The organism is Cellulomonas fulva (assembly GCF_018531375.1).
Taxonomy (GTDB): Bacteria; Actinomycetota; Actinomycetes; order Actinomycetales; family Cellulomonadaceae; genus Cellulomonas; species Cellulomonas fulva.
Genome location: NZ_JAHBOH010000001.1, coordinates 2,586,265 through 2,604,573, shown reverse-complemented (window position 1 = coordinate 2,604,573; position 18,309 = coordinate 2,586,265). Strand labels below are relative to the sequence as shown.

Sequence of the window (18,309 nt, the reverse complement as noted above, 5' to 3'; positions counted from 1 at the left end):
CCATCATCACCCGGGGCGCTCGCCGGCGTCGGCGACCCCGTGCCGGTCGCGCGGCGCGGTCAGCCGCGGGCGAGCGCCGTGAGCACGTCGCGCGTGACGTCCTGCGGAGTCAGCCGCAGCGTCGTGACCAGCTGGTCGCGGGAGGCGTGCGGCAGGAAGTCGCGCGGGATGCCGAACGACTGCACGGGCGTGGCGATGCCGTGCTCGGCGGCCCGCTGGCCGACGTGGGCACCGACGCCGCCGTCGACGACGCCGTCCTCGATCGTCACGACGTGGTCGTGGTCCCCGACGAGCTTGACCAGGGCGGCCGGCACCGGCAGGACCCACCGGGGGTCCACGACCGTGGCGCGCAGGCCGTGCGCGGCGAGCTGCTCGGCGACCTGCAGCGCGCAGCCCACCATCGAGCCGACGCCGACCACCAGGACCCGGCGCGCGTCGGCCGCGTCGTCGTGCCGGGCCAGGACGTCGACGCCGTCGACGTCCTCGAGCGCGGGGATCGGGTCGACGAGCGCGCTCTTGGGGTAGCGGACCACCGTCGGGGCGTCGTCGACGTCGACCGCCTCCCGCAGGGCGGTGCGCAGCGTCTCCTCGTCGCGCGGGGCCGCGAGCCGCAGACCGGGCACGATCGCCAGCATCGCCATGTCCCACATGCCGTTGTGGCTCGCGCCGTCGTCGCCGGTGAGGCCGGCCCGGTCGAGCACGAACGTCACGCCCGCCCGGTGCAGCGCGACGTCCATGAGGACCTGGTCGAACGCGCGGTTGAGGAAGGTCGCGTAGACCGCGACGACGGGGTGCAGGCCGCCGAACGCCATGCCCGCCGCGGAGGTGGCCGCGTGCTGCTCGGCGATCCCGACGTCGAAGACGCGCTGCGGGAACTCCTGCGCGAACGGTGCGAGGCCGACGGGCTGCAGCATCGCCGCCGTGATCGCGACGACGTCCGGGCGGCGGCGGCCGATCCGCACGATCTCGTCGGCGAAGACGCTGGTCCACCCGAACCGGGACGGCGCCACCGGCAGGCCGGTCTCCGGGTGGATGCGGCCGACCGCGTGGAACCGGTCCGCCGCGTCCTGCTCGGCCGGGGAGTACCCGCGCCCCTTCTCGGTGATGACGTGCACGATCACCGGACCGCCGAACGCCTGCGCGCGACGCAGCGCGCGCTCGACCGCGGGCTCGTCGTGGCCGTCGACCGGGCCGATGTACTTCAGGCCCAGGTCCTCGAACATGCCCTGCGGCGCGACGACGTCCTTGATGCCCTTCTTCAGGCCGTGCAGCGCGTCGTACGCCACGCGGCCCGGCGCACCGGAGCGCGTCAGGGTCCGCTTGCCCCAGGACAGCACGCTCTCGTAGGACTGCGTGGTGCGCAGCGAGTCGAGGTGGTGGGCCAGCCCGCCGATCGTCGGGGCGTAGGAGCGGCCGTTGTCGTTCACCACGACGACGAGCCGGCGGTCCTCGGCCGCCGCGATGTTGTTGAGGGCCTCCCACGCCATGCCCCCGGTGAGGGCGCCGTCGCCGATCACGGCGACCACGTGCCGGTCCGCACGGCCCTGCAGCTCGTTGGCCTTGGCGATCCCGTCCGCCCAGCTCAGCGCGGTCGACGCGTGCGAGTTCTCGACGACGTCGTGCTCCGACTCCGTGCGGCTGGGGTAGCCCGAGAGCCCGTCGCGACGCCGCAGCGCGCTGAAGTCGCCGCGGCCCGTCAGCAGCTTGTGCACGTAGGACTGGTGCCCGGTGTCGAAGACGAACGTGTCCCGGGGGCTGGTGAAGACGCGGTGCATCGCGACCGTGAGCTCGACGACGCCGAGGTTCGGGCCGAGGTGTCCGCCCGTGCGCGAGACCTGGTCGACCAGGAACGCGCGGATCTCCGCCGCGAGGTCGTCGAGCTGCTCGGGGCGCAGCGCGCGCACGTCCGCCGGGGTGCGGATCGTCGAGAGGATCGATCGGGTCACGGACGCGTCCTTTCCCGGGGTCTCGTCGTGTGCGGCGACGCTGCAGCGCGGGTGCGGACGCCGAGTGCCTGACGCACCACTGTAGGTCCCAGCGGCGGCGGGCGCCCCCAGGCAGGCGGGGCCGGCCGGGCCCCCACGGGTAGGATGTCTCGGAAAGGGGATCCCCTCATGCGCTTCCTGCCCGGCCAGTCGGCCACCTCCGACCTCACGTACGGCGACGTCTTCCTGGTCCCGTCACGTTCCGAGGTCACCTCCCGCTTCGACGTCGACCTCGCGAGCGTCGACGGCACGGGGACGACGATCCCGCTCGTCGTCGCCAACATGACCGCGGTCTCCGGCCGGCGGATGGCCGAGACCGTCGCCCGTCGCGGCGGCATGGCGGTGATCCCGCAGGACATCCCCGCGGACGTCGTCGCGGACGTGGTCCGGTCGGTCAAGGCGAGCCACCCGGTCGTCGAGAGCCCGGTCGTCGTGGCACCGCAGGACACCGTGCACACCGCGCTCACGCTGATCGGCAAGCGGTCGCACGGCGCGGCGGTCGTGGTCGCCGACGGCCGGCCCGTCGGCGTCGTGACCGAGGCCGACTGCCAGGGCGTCGACCGGTTCACGCAGGTCGAGGACGTCATGAGCGACCAGCCGACCACCGTCGACCTCGCGGTCGTCGAGTCCGGCGGCGCGCGCGGCCTCGAGGCCGCGTTCGAGCAGCTGCACGCGAGCCGTCGCCGGTTCTCGCCCGTGGTCCGCGACGGCGCGCTCGTCGGCGTGCTGACGCAGGTGGGCGCGCTCCGCTCCTCGATCTACCGCCCCGCGCTCGACGACGGCGGCCGGCTGCGCATCGCCGCGGCCGTCGGCATCAACGGGGACGTCAAGGCCAAGGCCGCGGCGCTGCTCGAGGCCGGCGTCGACACGCTCGTCGTGGACACCGCGCACGGCCACCAGCGCAAGATGTTCGAGGCGCTCGCCGCCGTGCGCTCGGTCGACCCGCGGGTCCCCGTCGTGGCGGGCAACGTCGTGACCGCAGAGGGCACGCGGGACCTCATCGAGGCCGGGGCGGACATCGTCAAGGTCGGCGTCGGGCCCGGCGCCATGTGCACCACGCGCATGATGACCGCGGTCGGCCGCCCGCAGTTCTCCGCGGTCCTGGAGTGCGCGGCGGAGGCACGTCGGCTCGGCGGCCACGTCTGGGCGGACGGGGGTGTCCGGCACCCGCGCGACGTCGCGCTCGCGCTGGCCGCGGGTGCGTCCCAGGTCATGATCGGCTCCTGGTTCGCCGGGACGCACGAGTCTCCCGGCGACCTGCACGAGGACGGCACCGGACGGCTCTACAAGGAGTCGTTCGGCATGGCGTCGGCGCGCGCCGTGGCCGCCCGCACGCGCGGCGGGTCGCCGTTCGAGCGCGCGCGCAAGGCGCTGTACGAGGAGGGCATCTCCTCCTCGCGGATGTACCTCGACCCGCGCCGGCCCGGCGTCGAGGACCTGGTCGACCACATCACGTCCGGCGTGCGGTCCGCGGCGACGTACGTCGGCGCCGCCACGCTCGAGGAGCTGCACGAGCGTGCCGTCGTCGGGATCCAGTCCGCGGCGGGCTACGAGGAGGGCCGTCCCCTCCCCGACGGCTGGTGAGCGACGTGCGGCCCGTCCTGGTCCTGACGCACGCGCCCTCCGAGGGTCCCGGCCTCATCGGTCCCGCGCTCGACGCACCGCTGCGCGTGCGCACGGTGGTCGACGTCGCGGACCCGCTCCTGCCGGATCCCGACGAGGTCGCGGGGATCGTCGTGATGGGCGGCTGGATGGACGCCGACGACGACCTGCACCATCCCGGCCTCGCGGCCGAGCGCGCGCTGCTCGCCCGCGCCGTCGCGCAGGACGTGCCGGTGCTCGGCGTCTGCCTGGGCGCGCAGCTGCTGGCCATGGCGCTCGGCGGCCGGCTGCTGCGCCGGCACGGCACCGAGGTCGGGTTCGGGCCGGTCGACGTCGTCGCGGACGACCTGGTGCTCGGTCCGCTCGGCGCGCGGCCCACGGTGCTGCACTGGCACGCCGACGCGGTCGAGCTGCCGCCGGACGCGACCCTGCTGGCGTCGACCGAGGTGACGCCCGTGCAGGCGTTCCGCCGCGGCAGCGCGCTGGGCGTGCAGTTCCACCTCGAGCTCGAGCCCGCGATGCTCGACCTGTGGCTGCAGACCCCGGAGATGGTCGCGGGTCTCGACGACGACGAGATCGCCACGATCCGCGAGGACGGGCGGACGCACCTGCCGGCGCTGGTCCCGGCCGCGCGCAAGGTGGTCGAGGTGTTCGCCGAGCAGGTCCGGCTCCGCGGGTGACGGGGCCGACGAGCCCCGCCGACGCGCGGCACGACCTCGAGCGGCTGGTACGGGACGGCGTGCGGTGGCCCACCGACCCGGGCCGGCTCCTGCGCGACCCGTCGAGCGCCCGCCGGGCCGCGGTGCTCGTGCTGTTCGGGGTGCTCGACCACCTCCCCGCACGGGCGGCGGGCGCAGCGCACGCACCGGCCGAGCTCGACGTCCTGCTGCAGCGGCGCGCGGCGACCATGGCGCACCACGCGGGTCAGGTCGCCTTCCCCGGCGGCGGCATCGACCCCACCGACGCCGGGCCGCGCGAGGCCGCCGTCCGTGAGGCGGTCGAGGAGACCGGGCTCGACCCGGCCGGTGTCGAGGTGCTCGGGACGCTCGCCGACGTGCCCCTGCCCGTGAGCGACAACCTCGTGACGCCCGTCGTGGCGTGGTGGGCGCGACCGTCGCACGTCGCGGCCGTCGACCACGCCGAGGCGGTCGACGTGTTCCGCGCCCCGGTGGCGGACCTGCTCGACCCGGCCCGCCGCGGCGTGGTGGAGCACCGAGGCGTGCGGGGCACGCTGCGCACGCCCGCGTTCCAGCTCGACGGCGACGTGCTCGTGTGGGGCTTCACCGCGTTGGTGCTGCACGGGATCTTCGACACGGTCGGCTGGACGGTGCCGTGGGACCGCGACCGGCGGTTGACGCCGTGACCGGGTCCAGCGTGCCGCGGCACCCGAAGATCGAGGTCGAGGTCGACGAGACGCTCGCTCGAGACCTGCTGCTCGAGCAGCACCCGGACCTCGCCGACCTCCCGCTGCGCGGCCGCGTCCACGGCTGGGACAACCTCACCTGGCGGCTGGGCGACGACCTCGCGCTGCGGTTCCCGGTGCGGGAGCTCTCGGCGGCGCTCGTCGTGGCCGAGCAGACCTGGCTCCCCCGCCTGGCCCCGATGCTGCCCGTGGCCGTCCCGACGCCGGTGCGCCACGGGCGCCCCGGCCCCCGCTACCCGTGGCCGTGGAGCGTCCTGCCCTGGCTGCCCGGCACGGTCGCCGCCGCGACCGACGTCGCCGGCCGCACCGCGTGGGCCACCGAGCTCGCCGACGCGCTCGCCGCACTGCACGTCCCGGCGCCGGACGACGCACCCGTCAACGCGTTCCGGGGCGTCCCGCTCGCGGCGCGGGACGCCGTGGTCGCCGCGCGGCTCGAGGACGGCGCGCTCCCCCACGCGGACGCGCTGCGGAGCGCCTGGGCGGACGGGCTCGCCGCTCCCCCGTATGCCGGGACCGCGGTCTGGGTGCACGGCGACCCCCACCCGGGCAACCTGCTCGCGCACGGCACGCGGCTCGGCGGGCTCATCGACTTCGGGGACCTGTGCTCGGGCGACCCCGCGAGCGACCTGGCGACCGCGTGGATGACGTTCGACGAGCGGGGGCGCGCCGCGTTCGTCCGGCGGGCGCGCGAGCGGTCCGGCTGGGACGACGCCACCTGGCGCCGGGCGCGCGCCTGGGCCGCGGCGATGGTGCCCATGCTGACGGCGCACCCGGTGGAGTACCCGCTCATGGCCGCCGTCGGGCGGCACACGGCGGCGCAGGTCGCGCTCGGCTGATCGCGCATACTCGTCGGATGGACGCCGACGTGCCTGCGACGACCTCGGTCACCCTGGACGTGGCGGGACGGACGCTGCGCGCGCACGCCTCCGCCGCCCCGCCCGACGCACCGACCGTCGTCTGGCACCACGGGACGCCGCAGTCCGGCGCGCTGCTCGCGCCGGTGGTCGCAGCCGCCGCCCGGCGCGGCCTGCGGGTCGTCTCCTACGGTCGCCCGTCGTACGGGGGCTCCACGCCCGCCCCGGGCCGCACCGTCGCGTCCGCCGCGGACGACGTCGCGCACGTGCTCGACGCGTTCGGCGTGGAGCGAGCCGCGTTCGTCGGCGCGTCCGGGGGCGGACCCCATGCGCTCGCGTGCGCGGCCCTGCTGCCCGAACGCGCGACCGCCGCCGTGAGCATCGCCGGGCTCGCGCCGTTCGAGGGCTTCGACTGGTCGGCCGGCATGGCCTCCGACGCGGCGCTCCGGTCCGCCACGCGCGGCCGGGAGGCGCGCGCCGCGCACACGGACGACGACGGGGTCGCGGGCTTCGTGGAGCCCGACTGGGCGGCGCTGCGCGGTGCGTGGGGTGCGCTCGGCGCGGACGCCGGCCCGGCAGGCGAGGCCTGGCCCGACGGCGTGGTCGACGACGACGTCGCCTACGCCCAGGCGTGGGGCTTCACGCCGCAGGAGGTCCGGGTCCCGGTGCTGCTCGTGCACGGCGGCCGCGACGCCGTCGTGCCCGCGTCCCACAGCCGCCGCCTGCTCGAGCTCCTGCCCGACGCCCAGCTCTGGCTGCGCCCTCGCGACGGTCACGTGTCGGTGCTGCACGCGCTCCCCGTGGCGTTCGACTGGCTGGTCGACCTCGCCGCCGGGGCCGTCCGATCCTCCACGCCGCTGCCGTGACCTGCACGGACGCGTGCATGCAGGGGTACATGTGACCTGAGACACACGGACCCTTGGTCCCACGTCCAGGTCACGCGGAGCCGCCACGATCGGTAGTGCGAGCCGATAGGCCGCCGGGGTCACCACCCCGTCACCGAGGGATCCGAAGGACTCACGATGTCGACCACCACGACCGCCCACAAGGCGGGTCTCGTCCGCCTGCTCGGCCTGATCACCATCATCTTCGGCGCCGTGTTCCTGGTCGCCGGGGCCACGACCTGGATCGCCGTCTCCACCAACCTCAAGGGTGAGAGCATCACCGTCTCCGACGACGCCACGTTCGCCGGTGGCACCGTCGACACGCCCTGGGAGGCCTTCTCCGAGGCGCAGATCATCGAGCACCACACGCTCGATGCCACCGGCGGCAAGACCTACGCCCAGCTCGACCGCGAGGACCCGCTGCGCGAGACCGCCATGAACGGGTCGTTCCTCCGTGCGTCGCTCTTCACCTCGGTCGTCGCCTTCGGCGTCGCCGCCCTCGTGATGGGCCTCGGTGTCGTCTTCGGCATCATCGGCTACGCGCTCCGCAAGCTCGACCCGGCGACCGCCGTGGCCACCGTCGAGGCGAAGCAGACCCCCGTGCTCGCCTGATCGACCCCTCCGGGCGACGCCCCCGGTCCCGCGACGCTGCGGGACCGGGGGCGTCGTCGTGTCAGCCCCGCGGGTCCAGCACGGCGGCGAGGAACAGCGGCCACTCGGTGGTCCCGTCCCGCACGACGACGAGGAACGGCCGGTCGACGACGACCTCGTGCTCGGGGCGCGGCCCGGCGGACTCGAGGAGCCCGAGCTCGGTGACCGCCGCGGCACGCGTGCCGGCCTCGTCGACCTGGAGGACGGCCTGCTGAACTGCCTGCCCGAGGTGCGCGGGCCCGCTCGTCACGACCTCGTACGGCACCCCGGTGATCCCGAGCTCACCCAGCAAAGGCAGGAGGTCGAGCTTCGTCGCCAGGTCGATCACCGGCATGCGGACCGCCACGAGCGAGGGCGTCGCCTCGTCGAGCGCAGCCGACAGCTCCGCCAGGGCGCCTGCGTCCGCGGTCGCGGGGTCCGCCGCCGCCGCCGAGCCGGCCGGCGGCAGGAGGACGTCCGCCGCGAGGTCGTCGGTGTACGGCAACCGCACGGCCTGCCACCCGTCCTGCTCGACGACGACCGTCTCGGGCATCCCCCGCATCGTCGGCACCGTGACCGGCTCGTCGCCGGCGACGTGGAACGTCTCGTCGCTCGTCAGCGCGGCGTCGAACGGCTGCTCCCACGCCGCCGCGAGCGCGATCGCGTCCTGCAGCACCGCGACCAGCGCCGCGTCGGGCACGATGCCGCTCTTCTCGACCAGGCCACCGGTGTGCTGCCTGACCCAGTCGCTCAGGTCGTCGATCCCTGCCGACGAGCCGAGGTCCGTCCGCAGCACGCCCGCGCCGTACCCGGCCCGCAGCCGGTCGAGGAAGTCCGGCACGAGCTCGTGGTCGTCGTCCACCACCACCTGCTGCGCCGCGTGCACCATCGGCACCCGCGGCAGCTCGTCGTCCTGCAGCACGGCCGGGTCTCCGCCGTAGCGCGCGAGCGCGCCCTGCAGCGCGTTCACGGCGTCGGTCCGCTCCTGACCGGCCGCGCCCAGCGCGTCGTCGAGCGGGCCCGCCGCAGCCGGCGGAGCACCCTCGGCCAGCATGGCCAGCGCGGTCACGAGGCTCGACGGCGAGACGATCGCGCTCGCGGGCTCTTCGCCGGTCCGCAGTGCCTCGACGCCCAGACGCCACGTCGCGGCGACGACGCCGTCGACCGCGGCGGCGTCCTCGAGGGCGAGCTGCTCGAACTCGACCGCGGGGGCGGGCTCGTCGCCGGAGGGCGCCCCCGCGCACCCGGCGAGCGCGACCAGCACCGCGGGCGCCGCCCAGCGGGCGGGTGCGGCGCGGCGGGCGGTCACGGGCGGGGGTCCTCGACCGCGGCGAGGAACACCGGCCACCCGGAGCTCCCGTCACGGACACTCAGCAGGAACGGCCGGTCCACCGCCACCTCGAGCTCGACGATCGGGCCCGAGGCGTAGACGATGCCGAGCTCGGTCACCGCCGCCGCCCGGACGCCTCCCTCCGAGAGCTCGAGCACGGCCTGCTGCGTCCCCTGGCCGATCGCGACGTCGTCATCGCCCGCCACCAGGCCGCTGAGCCAACCGGTGAGCCCGCGGTCGCTGAGCAGCGGCATGAGGTCGGTCCTCGTGCTGAGGTCGAGCACGGGCAGGCTGAGCTGGACCGCGCGCTGCGGCGCCGAGTCGAGCGCGTCCCCGAGGGCCGCCAGCACCTCCGGTGGCGCGTCGGCAGGCCGCACCGCCTCGGGCGATCCCACCGGCGGGAGCACGACGTCGAGCGAGAGGTCGTCGGTGAACGGCAGGCGCACCGCCGTCCAGCCGTCCTGCTCGACCGCGACGAGCGGGTTGGTCCCCGACATGGTCAGGACGTCGACCCGCGTGCCGCCCACGGCGAACGGCCGGTCGGCGGTCATGCCCTCCTCGAACGGCTGCTCGAACGCACCCGCGAAGGCGACCGCGTCCTGCAGCACGAGCGCGAGCAGCGGGTCGGGGGACATCGCCGTGTCCTCGACCAGGCCGCCCGTGTGCTCGCGCACCCATGCGCCGAGCGGGTCCAGACCCTGGTCGGTCGCCAGGTCCGTGACCATGACGCCGGCGCCGTACGACTGGGTCAGGACATCGAGGTAGTCCTGCTCGGGCACGGTCTGGTCGTCCACGACGACCTGCTGGGCGGAGTGCAGCACCGGTGTCTCCGGCAGGTCGTCCTCCTGGACGACCGCCGGATCGCCCTCGTACCGCTCGAGCGCGCCGAGCAGCGCGTTCACCGCGTCGGTGCGGTCGTCGCCAGCGGCTCCCAGCGTCGCGTCGAACGGCAGGGCCTCGTCCCCGCGCGCGCCCTCGGCCACCATCGCCAGCGCCGAGACGAGGCTCGAGGGCGAGACCACCGCCGCCTTCTGGCCGTCGGACTCGCGCAGGGCGGCGACCCCGAGCTCCCAGCTCGCCGCGACCACCTCGTCGAGCGCGTCCGCCTCATCGAGGGCGACGTGCTGGCGCTCGCCCTCGCCGGACCGCGGCCCGGGCTCGGCCGCCGCGCTCGATGCGCATCCCGCGAGCAGCAGCACCCCCGCCGCACCGATCCACGCCTGCTGTCGTCGTGTCCCTCGACCGTGTCCCATGTCAGGTTGGTGTCGCCAGGACGCGGAACCTTGCGCGCGCCCTTCTTCGCTCCCGTCCCGCGCGCGCATGATGGAGCATGGCCGACTCGCCCGTGACCGTCCCGACAGCCGCCGATCCCGTCGCGTTCCTCGACGCCGTGACGAACCCGGTCCGCCGGCGGGACGGCTTCAACCTCCTCGCGCTCCACGAGCGCGCGACGGGCGAGCGCGCAGTGATGTGGGGCCCGGCGATCGTCGGCTTCGGCAGCTACCACTACGCGTACGCCTCGGGGCGTGAGGGCGACTCCGCCGCCGCGGGCTTCTCGCCCCGCGCGGCCGCGTCGACCGTCTACTTCCCGTACGGGTTCGACGGTCTCGACGACGACCTGGCGGAGCTCGGGCCGCACCGCGTCTCGACGTCCTGCCTCTACCTCAAGGACCTCACCAAGGTCGACCTCGCGGCGCTCGAGCGCCTGGTCGCGCGCTCCTACGCACGGGTCACCGCCGAAGCCTGACCTCGCTCACCGGCAGTCCTCACCGGCAGTCCTCACCGGCAGTCCTCACCGGCAGTCCTCACCGGCAGGGCTGGAACACGGTCCCGTCGAGGTCGAGCGAGAACCGCACCGCGTTGAACCGCAGCGCCCGGGCGTCCCGGCACAGACCGGGCGTGCGGCGGTACTCGGCCACGAACACCGGCTTGCCGGCCGCGACGACCGGCCGCAGCAGACCGCACTCGTCGTACTGGAAGCACTGCTCGTCGAGCACCCCGTCGACGTAGGGCAGCAGGCGGCGCACCTGGTCGAGGTCGTTCTTCAGCAGGACGCTCATGCCGTATGCGTGCGCGTTGTTGAACATGAGCTGGTTGAAGACCAGCTGGTCGCGCGCGGTGATCGGGACGCCCGGGTCGTTGCGGTAGGCGTCCATGTTGTCCCACTCGACCGCGTCGAAGCCCTTGGCCCGGCACATCGCGAGGCGCTCGTTCATGATCCGCGCCAGCACGCTGTTCGTCCGCTGGACGTCGCGAACGTCGAGCCAGCGCTCCCCCGGCCACTCGTCGAGCCGCGCGCCCTTGAGCCGCGCCGGGAACGCATCGGCGTCGGGACGCCACCGCTCCCACGAGCCGCCGGAGACGTAGCAGACCACCTTCCTGCCCGCCGCGTGCATGGCCGCGACGTCCTTCTTCGTCGCCTCGAAGCCGTCCACGTCGAGCATCCGCACCGCCCGGTACGGCTTGCTCGGCACGGACTTGATCTGCCAGTCCCAGCTCGTCCGCACGGTGGGCTCCCAGGCGCCGGGCGCGCGCACGACCGGCGGGTCCAACCGCGCGCCGCCGTCCCGTGCCGCGACGACGACCTCGCTGCCAGGACGGTCCGCGGCCGGCGCGGCGGGCGGCGCGGCGCCGAGGAGCAGGGCGACGAGCGCAGCGAGAGCAGCAGCGGTCCCCGCCGCCTGCGCCCGCCTGCGGCGGAGCCTCGTGGGTCCGGTCATGTCGACCTCCTCGGTTCGGGCCCGGGTGCGACGAGACCCGCCACCGTCGCGGGTGGCGGGTCTCGCTCGTCGTGCCGGGTCGTCAGGCGACGCCGGCGACCTGGCGCAGGACGTACTGCAGGATGCCGCCGTTGCGGTAGTAGTCCGCCTCGCCGGGGGTGTCGATGCGGACGACCGCGTCGAACTCGACGACGCCGCCGTCGGCCTTCGTCGCGGTGACCTTCACGGTCCGCGGCGTGGTGCCCTCGTTGAGCGCGGTCACGCCCGCGATGTCGAACGTCTCCGTGCCGTCCAGGCCGAGCGAGTCGGCCGACTCGCCCTCGGGGAACTGCAGCGGCAGGACGCCCATCCCGATGAGGTTGGAGCGGTGGATCCGCTCGAACGACTCGGTGATGACGGCGCGCACGCCCAGAAGGCGCGTGCCCTTGGCCGCCCAGTCGCGCGACGAGCCGGAGCCGTACTCCTTGCCACCCAGCACGACGAGCGGGACGCCCGCCTCCTGGTACGCGACCGACGCGTCGTAGATCGTCGTGTCCTCGCCGGTGAGCAGGTTCTTGGTGAACCCGCCCTCGACGCCGGGCACCAGCTGGTTGCGCAGCCGGATGTTCGCGAACGTGCCGCGGATCATGACCTCGTGGTTGCCACGGCGCGAGCCGTAGGAGTTGAAGTCACGTCGCTCGACGCCGTGCTGCGCGAGGTAGACGCCGGCCGGCGAGTCGGCCTTGATCGAGCCGGCGGGGCTGATGTGGTCGGTGGTGACCGAGTCGCCCAGCTTGGCGAGCACCCGCGCACCCGAGATGTCCGTGACGGCCTCGGGGGTGGCGCCCATGCCCTCGAAGTACGGGGGCTTGCGCACGTACGTGGACTCGGGGTCCCAGGAGAAGACGTTGCCCTCCGGGGTGTCGAGCCCGCGCCAGCGCTCGTCGCCCGAGAACACGTCCGCGTAGTCGTCCTCGAACATCTTGCGGTCGATCGACGCGTCGATCGTCGCCTGCACCTCGTCGGGGGCCGGCCAGATGTCCTTGAGGAAGATCGGGTGCCCGTCCTCGGTGCGGCCCAGCGGGTCGGCGTCGAAGTCGAAGTCCATCGTCCCCGCGAGCGCGTACGCGATGACCAGCGGCGGCGACGCCAGGTAGTTCATCTTCACGTCGGGGTTGATGCGGCCCTCGAAGTTGCGGTTGCCGGAGAGCACGGCCGCCACGGCCAGGTCGTGCTCCTGGACGGCCGCGGAGACCTTCTCGTCGAGCGGGCCCGAGTTGCCGATGCACGTGGCGCAGCCGTAGCCGACCAGGTGGAAGCCCAGCTTCTCGAGGTACGGCCAGAGGCCGGCCTTCTCGTAGTAGTTGGTGACCACCTGCGAGCCCGGCGCCATCGACGTCTTGACCCACGGCTTGGCGGTCAGCCCCTTCTCGACAGCGTTCTTCGCCAGCAGCGCGGCGGCGAGCATCACCGACGGGTTCGACGTGTTGGTGCACGACGTGATCGAGGCGATCGCCACGGCGCCGTGGAAGAGCTCGAACTCGCGTCCCTCGCTGTCGGTCACCGAGAACGTGCGGTTCGCCGACGACGAGATCGCGGGCGCGTCCGAGGCCGGGAACGACTCGCGCTCGGCCTCGTCGACCTGGTTCAGCTCGGGTGCGTAGGTCGGCAGGTCACGCTGGAACTGCTCCTTCGCGTGCGAGAGCTCGATGCGGTCCTGCGGACGCTTGGGCCCGGCGATCGACGGCACGACGGTCGACAGGTCGAGCTCGAGGTACTCGGAGAACACGGGCTCGGTGTAGCCCTCGGCCGTGGGGTCGAGCCACATGCCCTGCTCCTTGGCATAGGCCTCGACGAGCGCGAGCTGCTCGGCGGAACGGCCGGTCAGGCGCAGGTAGTCGATCGTGACGTCGTCGACCGGGAAGATGGCGACCGTCGAGCCGAACTCCGGGCTCATGTTGCCGATCGTCGCGCGGTTGGCCAACGGCACGGCCGCGACACCCTCGCCGTAGAACTCGACGAACTTGCCGACCACGCCGTGCTGACGCAGCTTCTGGGTGATCGTCAGCACGACGTCCGTCGCGGTGACGCCCGCCGGGATCGTGCCGGTCAGCTTGAAGCCGACGACGCGCGGGATGAGCATCGAGACCGGCTGGCCGAGCATCGCGGCCTCGGCCTCGATGCCGCCGACGCCCCAGCCCAGGACGCCCAGGCCGTTCACCATGGTGGTGTGCGAGTCGGTGCCGACGCAGGTGTCCGGGTACGCCTTGCCGTCGCGCACCATCACGCCGCGGGCCAGGTACTCGATGTTGACCTGGTGGACGATGCCGGTGCCGGGCGGGACGACCTTGAAGTCGTCGAACGCCGTCTGCCCCCAGCGCAGGAACTGGTAGCGCTCGCGGTTGCGCTCGTACTCGAGCTCGACGTTCTTGACGAAGGCGTCGGCGCGGCCCGCGACGTCGATCTGGACCGAGTGGTCGATCACCATCTCGGCCGGGGCGAGCGGGTTGATGCGCTCGGGGTCGCCGCCGAGCTCGGCGACGGCCTCACGCATGGTCGCCAGGTCGACGACGCACGGGACGCCGGTGAAGTCCTGCATGATCACGCGCGCCGGCGTGAACTGGATCTCCGTGTCGGGCTGGGCGTCGGGGTCCCAGGACGCGAGCGCGGTGATGTGGTCCGCCGTGATGTTGGCACCGTCCTCGGTGCGCAGCAGGTTCTCGGCGAGGACCTTGAGGCTGAAGGGGAGGCGCTCGAGGCCCGGGACCGCGGACAGCCGGTACACCTCGTAGGAGGCGTCACCGACCTCCAGCGTTCCGCGGGATCCGAAGCTGTCGACGGTGCTCACTGGGCGGCTCCTTCTGGGGCGAGTCTGCCGGGGATGGGGGTCCACGGACCGCAGGGCGTCGATCGCCAGCCTACGGCGGTCGTCGACGCAAGATATCTCGACATCAAGATACATGGTCGGGCGACCGCCGCGCGAACGCTACCCGGCGCGGCGACCGCACACGAGCGTGCGCCGCGCGCACCCGACCCCGCACGCCGAGCGCCCTGCCGACCTCAGACGACCGCGCTCGCAGCACTGCGGGCGCGCACGCCCCGCGGGGTCAGCCCTCGTGCGGCTCCGCAGCCTCCGCCGCCTTGCGCTCGGCCTCCACGGCGCGCTGGTGCGCGCGCTGGTCGTAGTCGGGCGTGCCCTGCTTGAACAGCTCCTGCGTCGCCTGCCGGCGCGCGTCGGCCAGCTTGTGCTGCGCGTCGTCGTGCTCGCTCATCCGATGCCTCCTGGTCGCTCGTCGTGCTCGTCGTCCCCGGTCATGACACCTGCTGGTGCCACGCTAGGCCGACCTCCGTCCTCCCGCGAGGCGGGTGCGCGCGTCAGCGCGCACCCGGCGCGCGGTCGTCCACGGCCCGCCCGTGGCGGGACGCGCGGCCAGCGGGCCACCGATGACGCACGGACCCGGTCCCGGCGGCGGTGAAGCGATTCGGAGGGGCCCCGAGCCCTGGCGTGTGATCGCTCACACGCCTACTTTCGGGCCGCTGAGGGGAACCGCTTCCCTCCTGGTCCGAACGGAAGGATCGACGATGATCCAGCACCACAAGCCCCGGCGGCTGCGCCGGTTCGTCGCGGCCGTCGTCGCGGCGGCGACCGTGGGCGCCGGCGCGCTCGTGGCCACCGCCGTGCCCGCGAGCGCGGCGAGCGTCGACACGAGCGCCTGGTACGTCCTGGTCAACCGGCAGAGCGGCAAGGTCCTGGACGTGCGCGACACGTCGACGGCCGACGGAGCCGTGATCCAGCAGTGGCCGCGCAACGACGGCCCGTGGCAGCAGTGGAAGTTCCTCGACTCGGGCTCGGGCTACTACCGCCTGCAGGCACGGCACTCCGGCAAGGTCCTGGACGTCTGGGGCTGGTCGACCGCGGACGGCGGCGAGCTGCGGCAGTTCACCGACCTCAACGGCGCCAACCAGCAGTTCAAGCTGGCCGACTCCGAGGGCGGCCGCGTCCGGCTGCTCAACCGCCACTCCGGCAAGGCGGTCACCGTGACCGACCGCTCCACCGCGGACGGCGCCACCGTCACGCAGCTGACGAACAACAACCAGTACAACCAGCAGTGGGAGCTCGTGCGGGTCGGCAGCGGCACGACGGGCTCGTTCCCGTCCTGGCCGTCGGCCACCGGGTCCCAGAAGGTCTCGTCGACGATCGCGGTGAGCGGCACGCGCGACCTCGGCATGGTGCGCTACTACGGCATCTCCTCGGGCGGGCAGGACGAGTCGCAGCCCCCGATGTTCGAGCTCGCGGACGGCGCGGTGCTCAAGAACGTCATCATCGGCTCCGGCGCGGGTGACGGCGTCCACTGCAAGGGCTCGTGCACGCTGCAGAACGTGTGGTGGGAGGACGTCGAGGAGGACGCGGCGACGTTCAAGGGCACCTCGTCGTCGCAGACCATGACCGTCGACGGCGGCGGCGCGCGCAGCGCCTCGGACAAGGTGTTCCAGCACAACGGGCCGGGCACCTTCGTGATCAAGAACTTCCAGGTCTCGGACTTCGGCAAGCTCTACCGGTCCTGCGGCAACTGCTCGAAGCAGTACGCGCGCACCGTGGTGGTCTCCAACGTCCAGGTCACCGCCCCCGGCAAGTCGCTCGTCGGGATCAACTCCAACCTCGGCGACAAGGCCACGCTCACGGGCATCACGATCATCGGCGACTCGTCGAGGAAGATCGCGATCTGCGAGGAGTACAAGGGCGTCACCTCGGGCGAGCCCAGCAAGATCGGCTCGGGCCCGAGCGCGGTCTGCGGGTACAGCACCTCGAGCATCACCTACCGCTGACCTCGCGTCGGACGCGGCGCTCGTCGGCCTCGGCCGGCGGGCGCCGCGGCGCGCCCGGCGCCACACCGTCGGCCGCCGCACCGTCGGATGATCCGGTCGGACCAGGACGGATCCGACATACGATGTGCCGCCCGCCACGGACCCAGACCCCTCGGAGGACGCCGTGCCCCAGACCGACTCCCCCGACGGGACCGCTCGTTCCCGTCACCGTTCCCGTCACCGCGCCGGGCGCACCGCCGTCGCGCTCGCCGGGGCGCTCGCCGCCGTGCTCGTCGCGACGCTCGCGCCGGCGGTGCCCGCGGGCGCGGCCACGACCATCACGGTCTCGGGCCGGGTGACCGACACGGCGTCCCAGGCCGTCGCCGGCGTTCGCGTCGCGATCGGCCCAGCGAACGGCGGCCAGCAGCACTCGGCGCTCACCGCGGCGGACGGGACCTTCGCGATCACCGGCGTCCCCGCTGGCCCCAGCGCACTGCAGGTCGACGACGACTGGCAGTCCGACGACCTGTGGCGGACCCAGACGTGGGACGGCTCCGCCGGCGTCGAGGGCTGGCAGACGTTCGACACGGGTGCCGCCGACCTCACCGGGCTGACGTTCCGGTTGCGGCCGACGTCGGGGGTCCTCGGCCGGGCGGTCGACGAGACCGGCAAGCCGCTCGCGAACATCGCGTGGAACGTCTACGACCGCGACCCCGCGACCGGCCGGTGGGTGGGGCGGCAGTACGGCCCGCTCCTCACCGATGAGGACGGCCGCATGTGGCACCCCGTGGAGCCCGGCACGCAGTGGAGGCTCTGCTTCACGGACAGCTGGTACCAGCCCACGGACGACGGCGGGGGCACGTGGACTCCCACGGTGCGCCACCAGGCCGGCTGCTGGAACCAGGCCGGCACGGGCGGTGTCCCGCTCGAGGACGCCGGGACCACCTCGTTCACCGACGTCGGGCAGCGCGTGACGCGCACGGTCGTCATGAAGACCGCCGGCAAGGCGTTGACGCCGGGCTACCCGTCGGTCGTCGGGACGACCGCGACGGGCACCACCCTGACCGCCTACCCGGGCACGTGGGGACCGTCCGGCGTCGCGGTCCGGTACCAGTGGGTGTCGTACACCGACGAGGGCGTGCGCGAGGCCGTCGCCGGCGCGACGGGCCGCACCCTGACCACCACCGCCGCACTGGCGGGGCGCTACGTCTCGGTCGAGGTCACGGGCACGCGCACGGGCTACGCGTCGATGACGCGGACGGCCGGCATCGGTCAGATCGGTGGCGCCGCCCCGACGACATCGGCGCCCCTGACGATCGCGGGCACGCCCGCCACCGGCCGGACCCTCTCCGCGAGCGACGGCACCGTCTCGCCCGGCGACGCGTCCACCGGGTACGAGTGGTACGTCGACGGCGTGCCGGCGGGATACGGTCCGACGTTCGCGGTGACGACGGCGCACCGTGCCACCACGGTCGAGGTCCGCGCCTACTACCGCGCGACCGGGCCGGCCGGCGGGACGCGCCTCGCGCAGGCGAGCGTCCGCGTCCCCGGGCTCGCGTTCACCACGGTCGCACCCGGCGTCGCCGGGACCGCGGTCGTCGGGAAGACCCTCACCGCGAAGGTCGGCGTCTGGACCCCGACGCCGACCCGCACCAGCTACCAGTGGTACCGCTCCGGCAGCCCGATCGCCGGCGCAACGGCCGCGACCTACCGGTTGACCGCCGCCGACCGCGGACGCCTGATCAAGGTCCGCGTCACCGGGTCGCGCGCGGGGTACGACACGGCGTCGCGGACGTCGGCGCCGACCACCGCGGTCAAGGGCGTGCTCACGTCGGTGGAGCCGACCGTCTCCGGAACCCCGCGCGTCGGGGCGACCCTGACCGCCAAGGTGGGTGCCTGGAAGCCGTCCGGCGTCACGTTCGCCTACCGGTGGTTCCGTGACGGCGTGGCGATCTCGGGCGCCACCGCGAAGACCTACACGCCGAGGTCCGTCGACCGCGGCCACCGGCTGCACGTGAAGGTGACCGGGGCCCGAGCGGGGTACGTCAGCCAGTCGCGGACGTCGGCGACCACCTCGAGAGTCGTGTGACGGTCGC

15 protein-coding genes are annotated in these 18,309 nt (G+C 73.9%); 9 read left to right on the top strand and 6 right to left on the bottom strand.

Annotation, left to right across the window (positions count from 1 at the left end):
- Positions 1 to 59: 59 nt before the first annotated feature.
- Entirely contained in the window at positions 60 to 1,946 is a 1,887-nt protein-coding gene (dxs, locus tag KIN34_RS11570) for a 1-deoxy-D-xylulose-5-phosphate synthase (protein WP_214350613.1), read from the bottom strand.
- A 168-nt stretch (positions 1,947 to 2,114) separates the two neighbouring features.
- On the opposite strand from dxs, the gene KIN34_RS11565 reads away from it, so the two are divergent.
- From KIN34_RS11565 to KIN34_RS11540, 6 genes are all read left to right on the top strand, one after another.
- Entirely contained in the window at positions 2,115 to 3,569 is a 1,455-nt protein-coding gene (locus KIN34_RS11565; RefSeq protein WP_214350608.1) for a GuaB1 family IMP dehydrogenase-related protein, read from the top strand.
- Positions 3,566 to 4,267 carry a type 1 glutamine amidotransferase gene (locus KIN34_RS11560; RefSeq protein WP_307858200.1) on the top strand — a complete coding sequence of 234 codons (702 nt, stop codon included), beginning with the start codon at positions 3,566 to 3,568 and terminating at the stop codon, positions 4,265 to 4,267. The genes KIN34_RS11565 and KIN34_RS11560 overlap by 4 nt, the downstream gene beginning before the upstream one ends.
- Positions 4,264 to 4,950, top strand: a complete 687-nt coding sequence (locus KIN34_RS11555; protein ID WP_214350605.1) for an NUDIX hydrolase — start codon at positions 4,264 to 4,266, stop codon at positions 4,948 to 4,950. Before KIN34_RS11560 ends, KIN34_RS11555 begins: the two co-directional genes overlap by 4 nt.
- Complete coding sequence (locus KIN34_RS11550; RefSeq protein WP_214350602.1) at positions 4,947 to 5,846, top strand: aminoglycoside phosphotransferase family protein; 900 nt, start codon at positions 4,947 to 4,949, stop codon at positions 5,844 to 5,846. The genes KIN34_RS11555 and KIN34_RS11550 overlap by 4 nt, the downstream gene beginning before the upstream one ends.
- Positions 5,847 to 5,863: 17 nt before the next feature.
- Positions 5,864 to 6,730, top strand: coding sequence for an alpha/beta fold hydrolase (locus tag KIN34_RS11545; protein ID WP_214350599.1), 867 nt, complete (start codon positions 5,864 to 5,866; stop codon positions 6,728 to 6,730).
- A gap of 156 nt (positions 6,731 to 6,886) precedes the next feature.
- Positions 6,887 to 7,360: an aromatic ring-opening dioxygenase LigA gene (locus tag KIN34_RS11540; protein ID WP_214350596.1), complete on the top strand. Its 474-nt coding sequence runs from the start codon at positions 6,887 to 6,889 to the stop codon at positions 7,358 to 7,360.
- A 61-nt stretch (positions 7,361 to 7,421) separates the two neighbouring features.
- On the opposite strand, the gene KIN34_RS11535 is transcribed toward KIN34_RS11540, so the two are convergent.
- Complete coding sequence (locus tag KIN34_RS11535; protein WP_214350593.1) at positions 7,422 to 8,687, bottom strand: serpin family protein; 1,266 nt, start codon at positions 8,685 to 8,687, stop codon at positions 7,422 to 7,424.
- On the bottom strand, positions 8,684 to 9,961 hold the full coding sequence (locus KIN34_RS11530; RefSeq protein WP_214350591.1) for a serpin family protein: 1,278 nt from the start codon (positions 9,959 to 9,961) through the stop codon (positions 8,684 to 8,686). The genes KIN34_RS11535 and KIN34_RS11530 overlap by 4 nt, the downstream gene beginning before the upstream one ends.
- 77 nt (positions 9,962 to 10,038) lie before the next feature.
- Between KIN34_RS11530 and KIN34_RS11525 the strand changes: the two genes are divergently transcribed.
- Positions 10,039 to 10,455 carry a DUF1801 domain-containing protein gene (locus KIN34_RS11525; RefSeq protein ID WP_214350588.1) on the top strand — a complete coding sequence of 139 codons (417 nt, stop codon included), beginning with the start codon at positions 10,039 to 10,041 and terminating at the stop codon, positions 10,453 to 10,455.
- 58 nt (positions 10,456 to 10,513) lie between these two features.
- Here the strand turns inward: KIN34_RS11525 and KIN34_RS11520 are convergent, their stop codons facing one another.
- The 3 genes from KIN34_RS11520 to KIN34_RS11510 all read right to left on the bottom strand — a co-directional run bounded on the left by KIN34_RS11520 (position 10,514) and on the right by KIN34_RS11510 (position 14,679).
- A complete protein-coding gene (locus tag KIN34_RS11520; protein ID WP_214350585.1) occupies positions 10,514 to 11,428 on the bottom strand; it encodes an endo alpha-1,4 polygalactosaminidase in 915 nt (304 codons plus the stop codon).
- Between the two features lie 82 nt (positions 11,429 to 11,510).
- Positions 11,511 to 14,255 carry an aconitate hydratase AcnA gene (gene acnA, locus KIN34_RS11515; RefSeq protein ID WP_214350582.1) on the bottom strand — a complete coding sequence of 915 codons (2,745 nt, stop codon included), beginning with the start codon at positions 14,253 to 14,255 and terminating at the stop codon, positions 11,511 to 11,513.
- Between the two features lie 259 nt (positions 14,256 to 14,514).
- The gene (locus KIN34_RS11510) at positions 14,515 to 14,679 is read right to left on the bottom strand and encodes a translation initiation factor 2 (protein WP_214350579.1); all 165 of its coding nucleotides are present in this window, start codon (positions 14,677 to 14,679) and stop codon (positions 14,515 to 14,517) included.
- Positions 14,680 to 14,989: 310 nt separating this feature from the next.
- Between KIN34_RS11510 and KIN34_RS11505 the strand changes: the two genes are divergently transcribed.
- Positions 14,990 to 16,234: a pectate lyase gene (locus KIN34_RS11505; protein ID WP_214350576.1), complete on the top strand. Its 1,245-nt coding sequence runs from the start codon at positions 14,990 to 14,992 to the stop codon at positions 16,232 to 16,234.
- Positions 16,235 to 16,397: 163 nt separating this feature from the next.
- Positions 16,398 to 18,302 carry a carboxypeptidase regulatory-like domain-containing protein gene (locus tag KIN34_RS11500; protein ID WP_214350573.1) on the top strand — a complete coding sequence of 635 codons (1,905 nt, stop codon included), beginning with the start codon at positions 16,398 to 16,400 and terminating at the stop codon, positions 18,300 to 18,302.
- Positions 18,303 to 18,309: the final 7 nt, after the last annotated feature.

Bases quoted from the DNA above. Each gene is read 5' to 3' on its own strand.
- KIN34_RS11565 (WP_214350608.1), top strand. From the start codon at position 2,115: ATGCGCTTCCTGCCCGGCCAGTCGGCCACCTCCGACCTCACGTACGGC.
- KIN34_RS11545 (WP_214350599.1), top strand. From the start codon at position 5,864: ATGGACGCCGACGTGCCTGCGACGACCTCGGTCACCCTGGACGTGGCG.
- KIN34_RS11540 (WP_214350596.1), top strand. From the start codon at position 6,887: ATGTCGACCACCACGACCGCCCACAAGGCGGGTCTCGTCCGCCTGCTC.
- KIN34_RS11530 (WP_214350591.1), bottom strand. From the start codon at position 9,961: ATGGGACACGGTCGAGGGACACGACGACAGCAGGCGTGGATCGGTGCG.
- KIN34_RS11525 (WP_214350588.1), top strand. From the start codon at position 10,039: ATGGCCGACTCGCCCGTGACCGTCCCGACAGCCGCCGATCCCGTCGCG.
- KIN34_RS11520 (WP_214350585.1), bottom strand. From the start codon at position 11,428: ATGACCGGACCCACGAGGCTCCGCCGCAGGCGGGCGCAGGCGGCGGGG.
- KIN34_RS11510 (WP_214350579.1), bottom strand. From the start codon at position 14,679: ATGAGCGAGCACGACGACGCGCAGCACAAGCTGGCCGACGCGCGCCGG.
- KIN34_RS11505 (WP_214350576.1), top strand. From the start codon at position 14,990: ATGATCCAGCACCACAAGCCCCGGCGGCTGCGCCGGTTCGTCGCGGCC.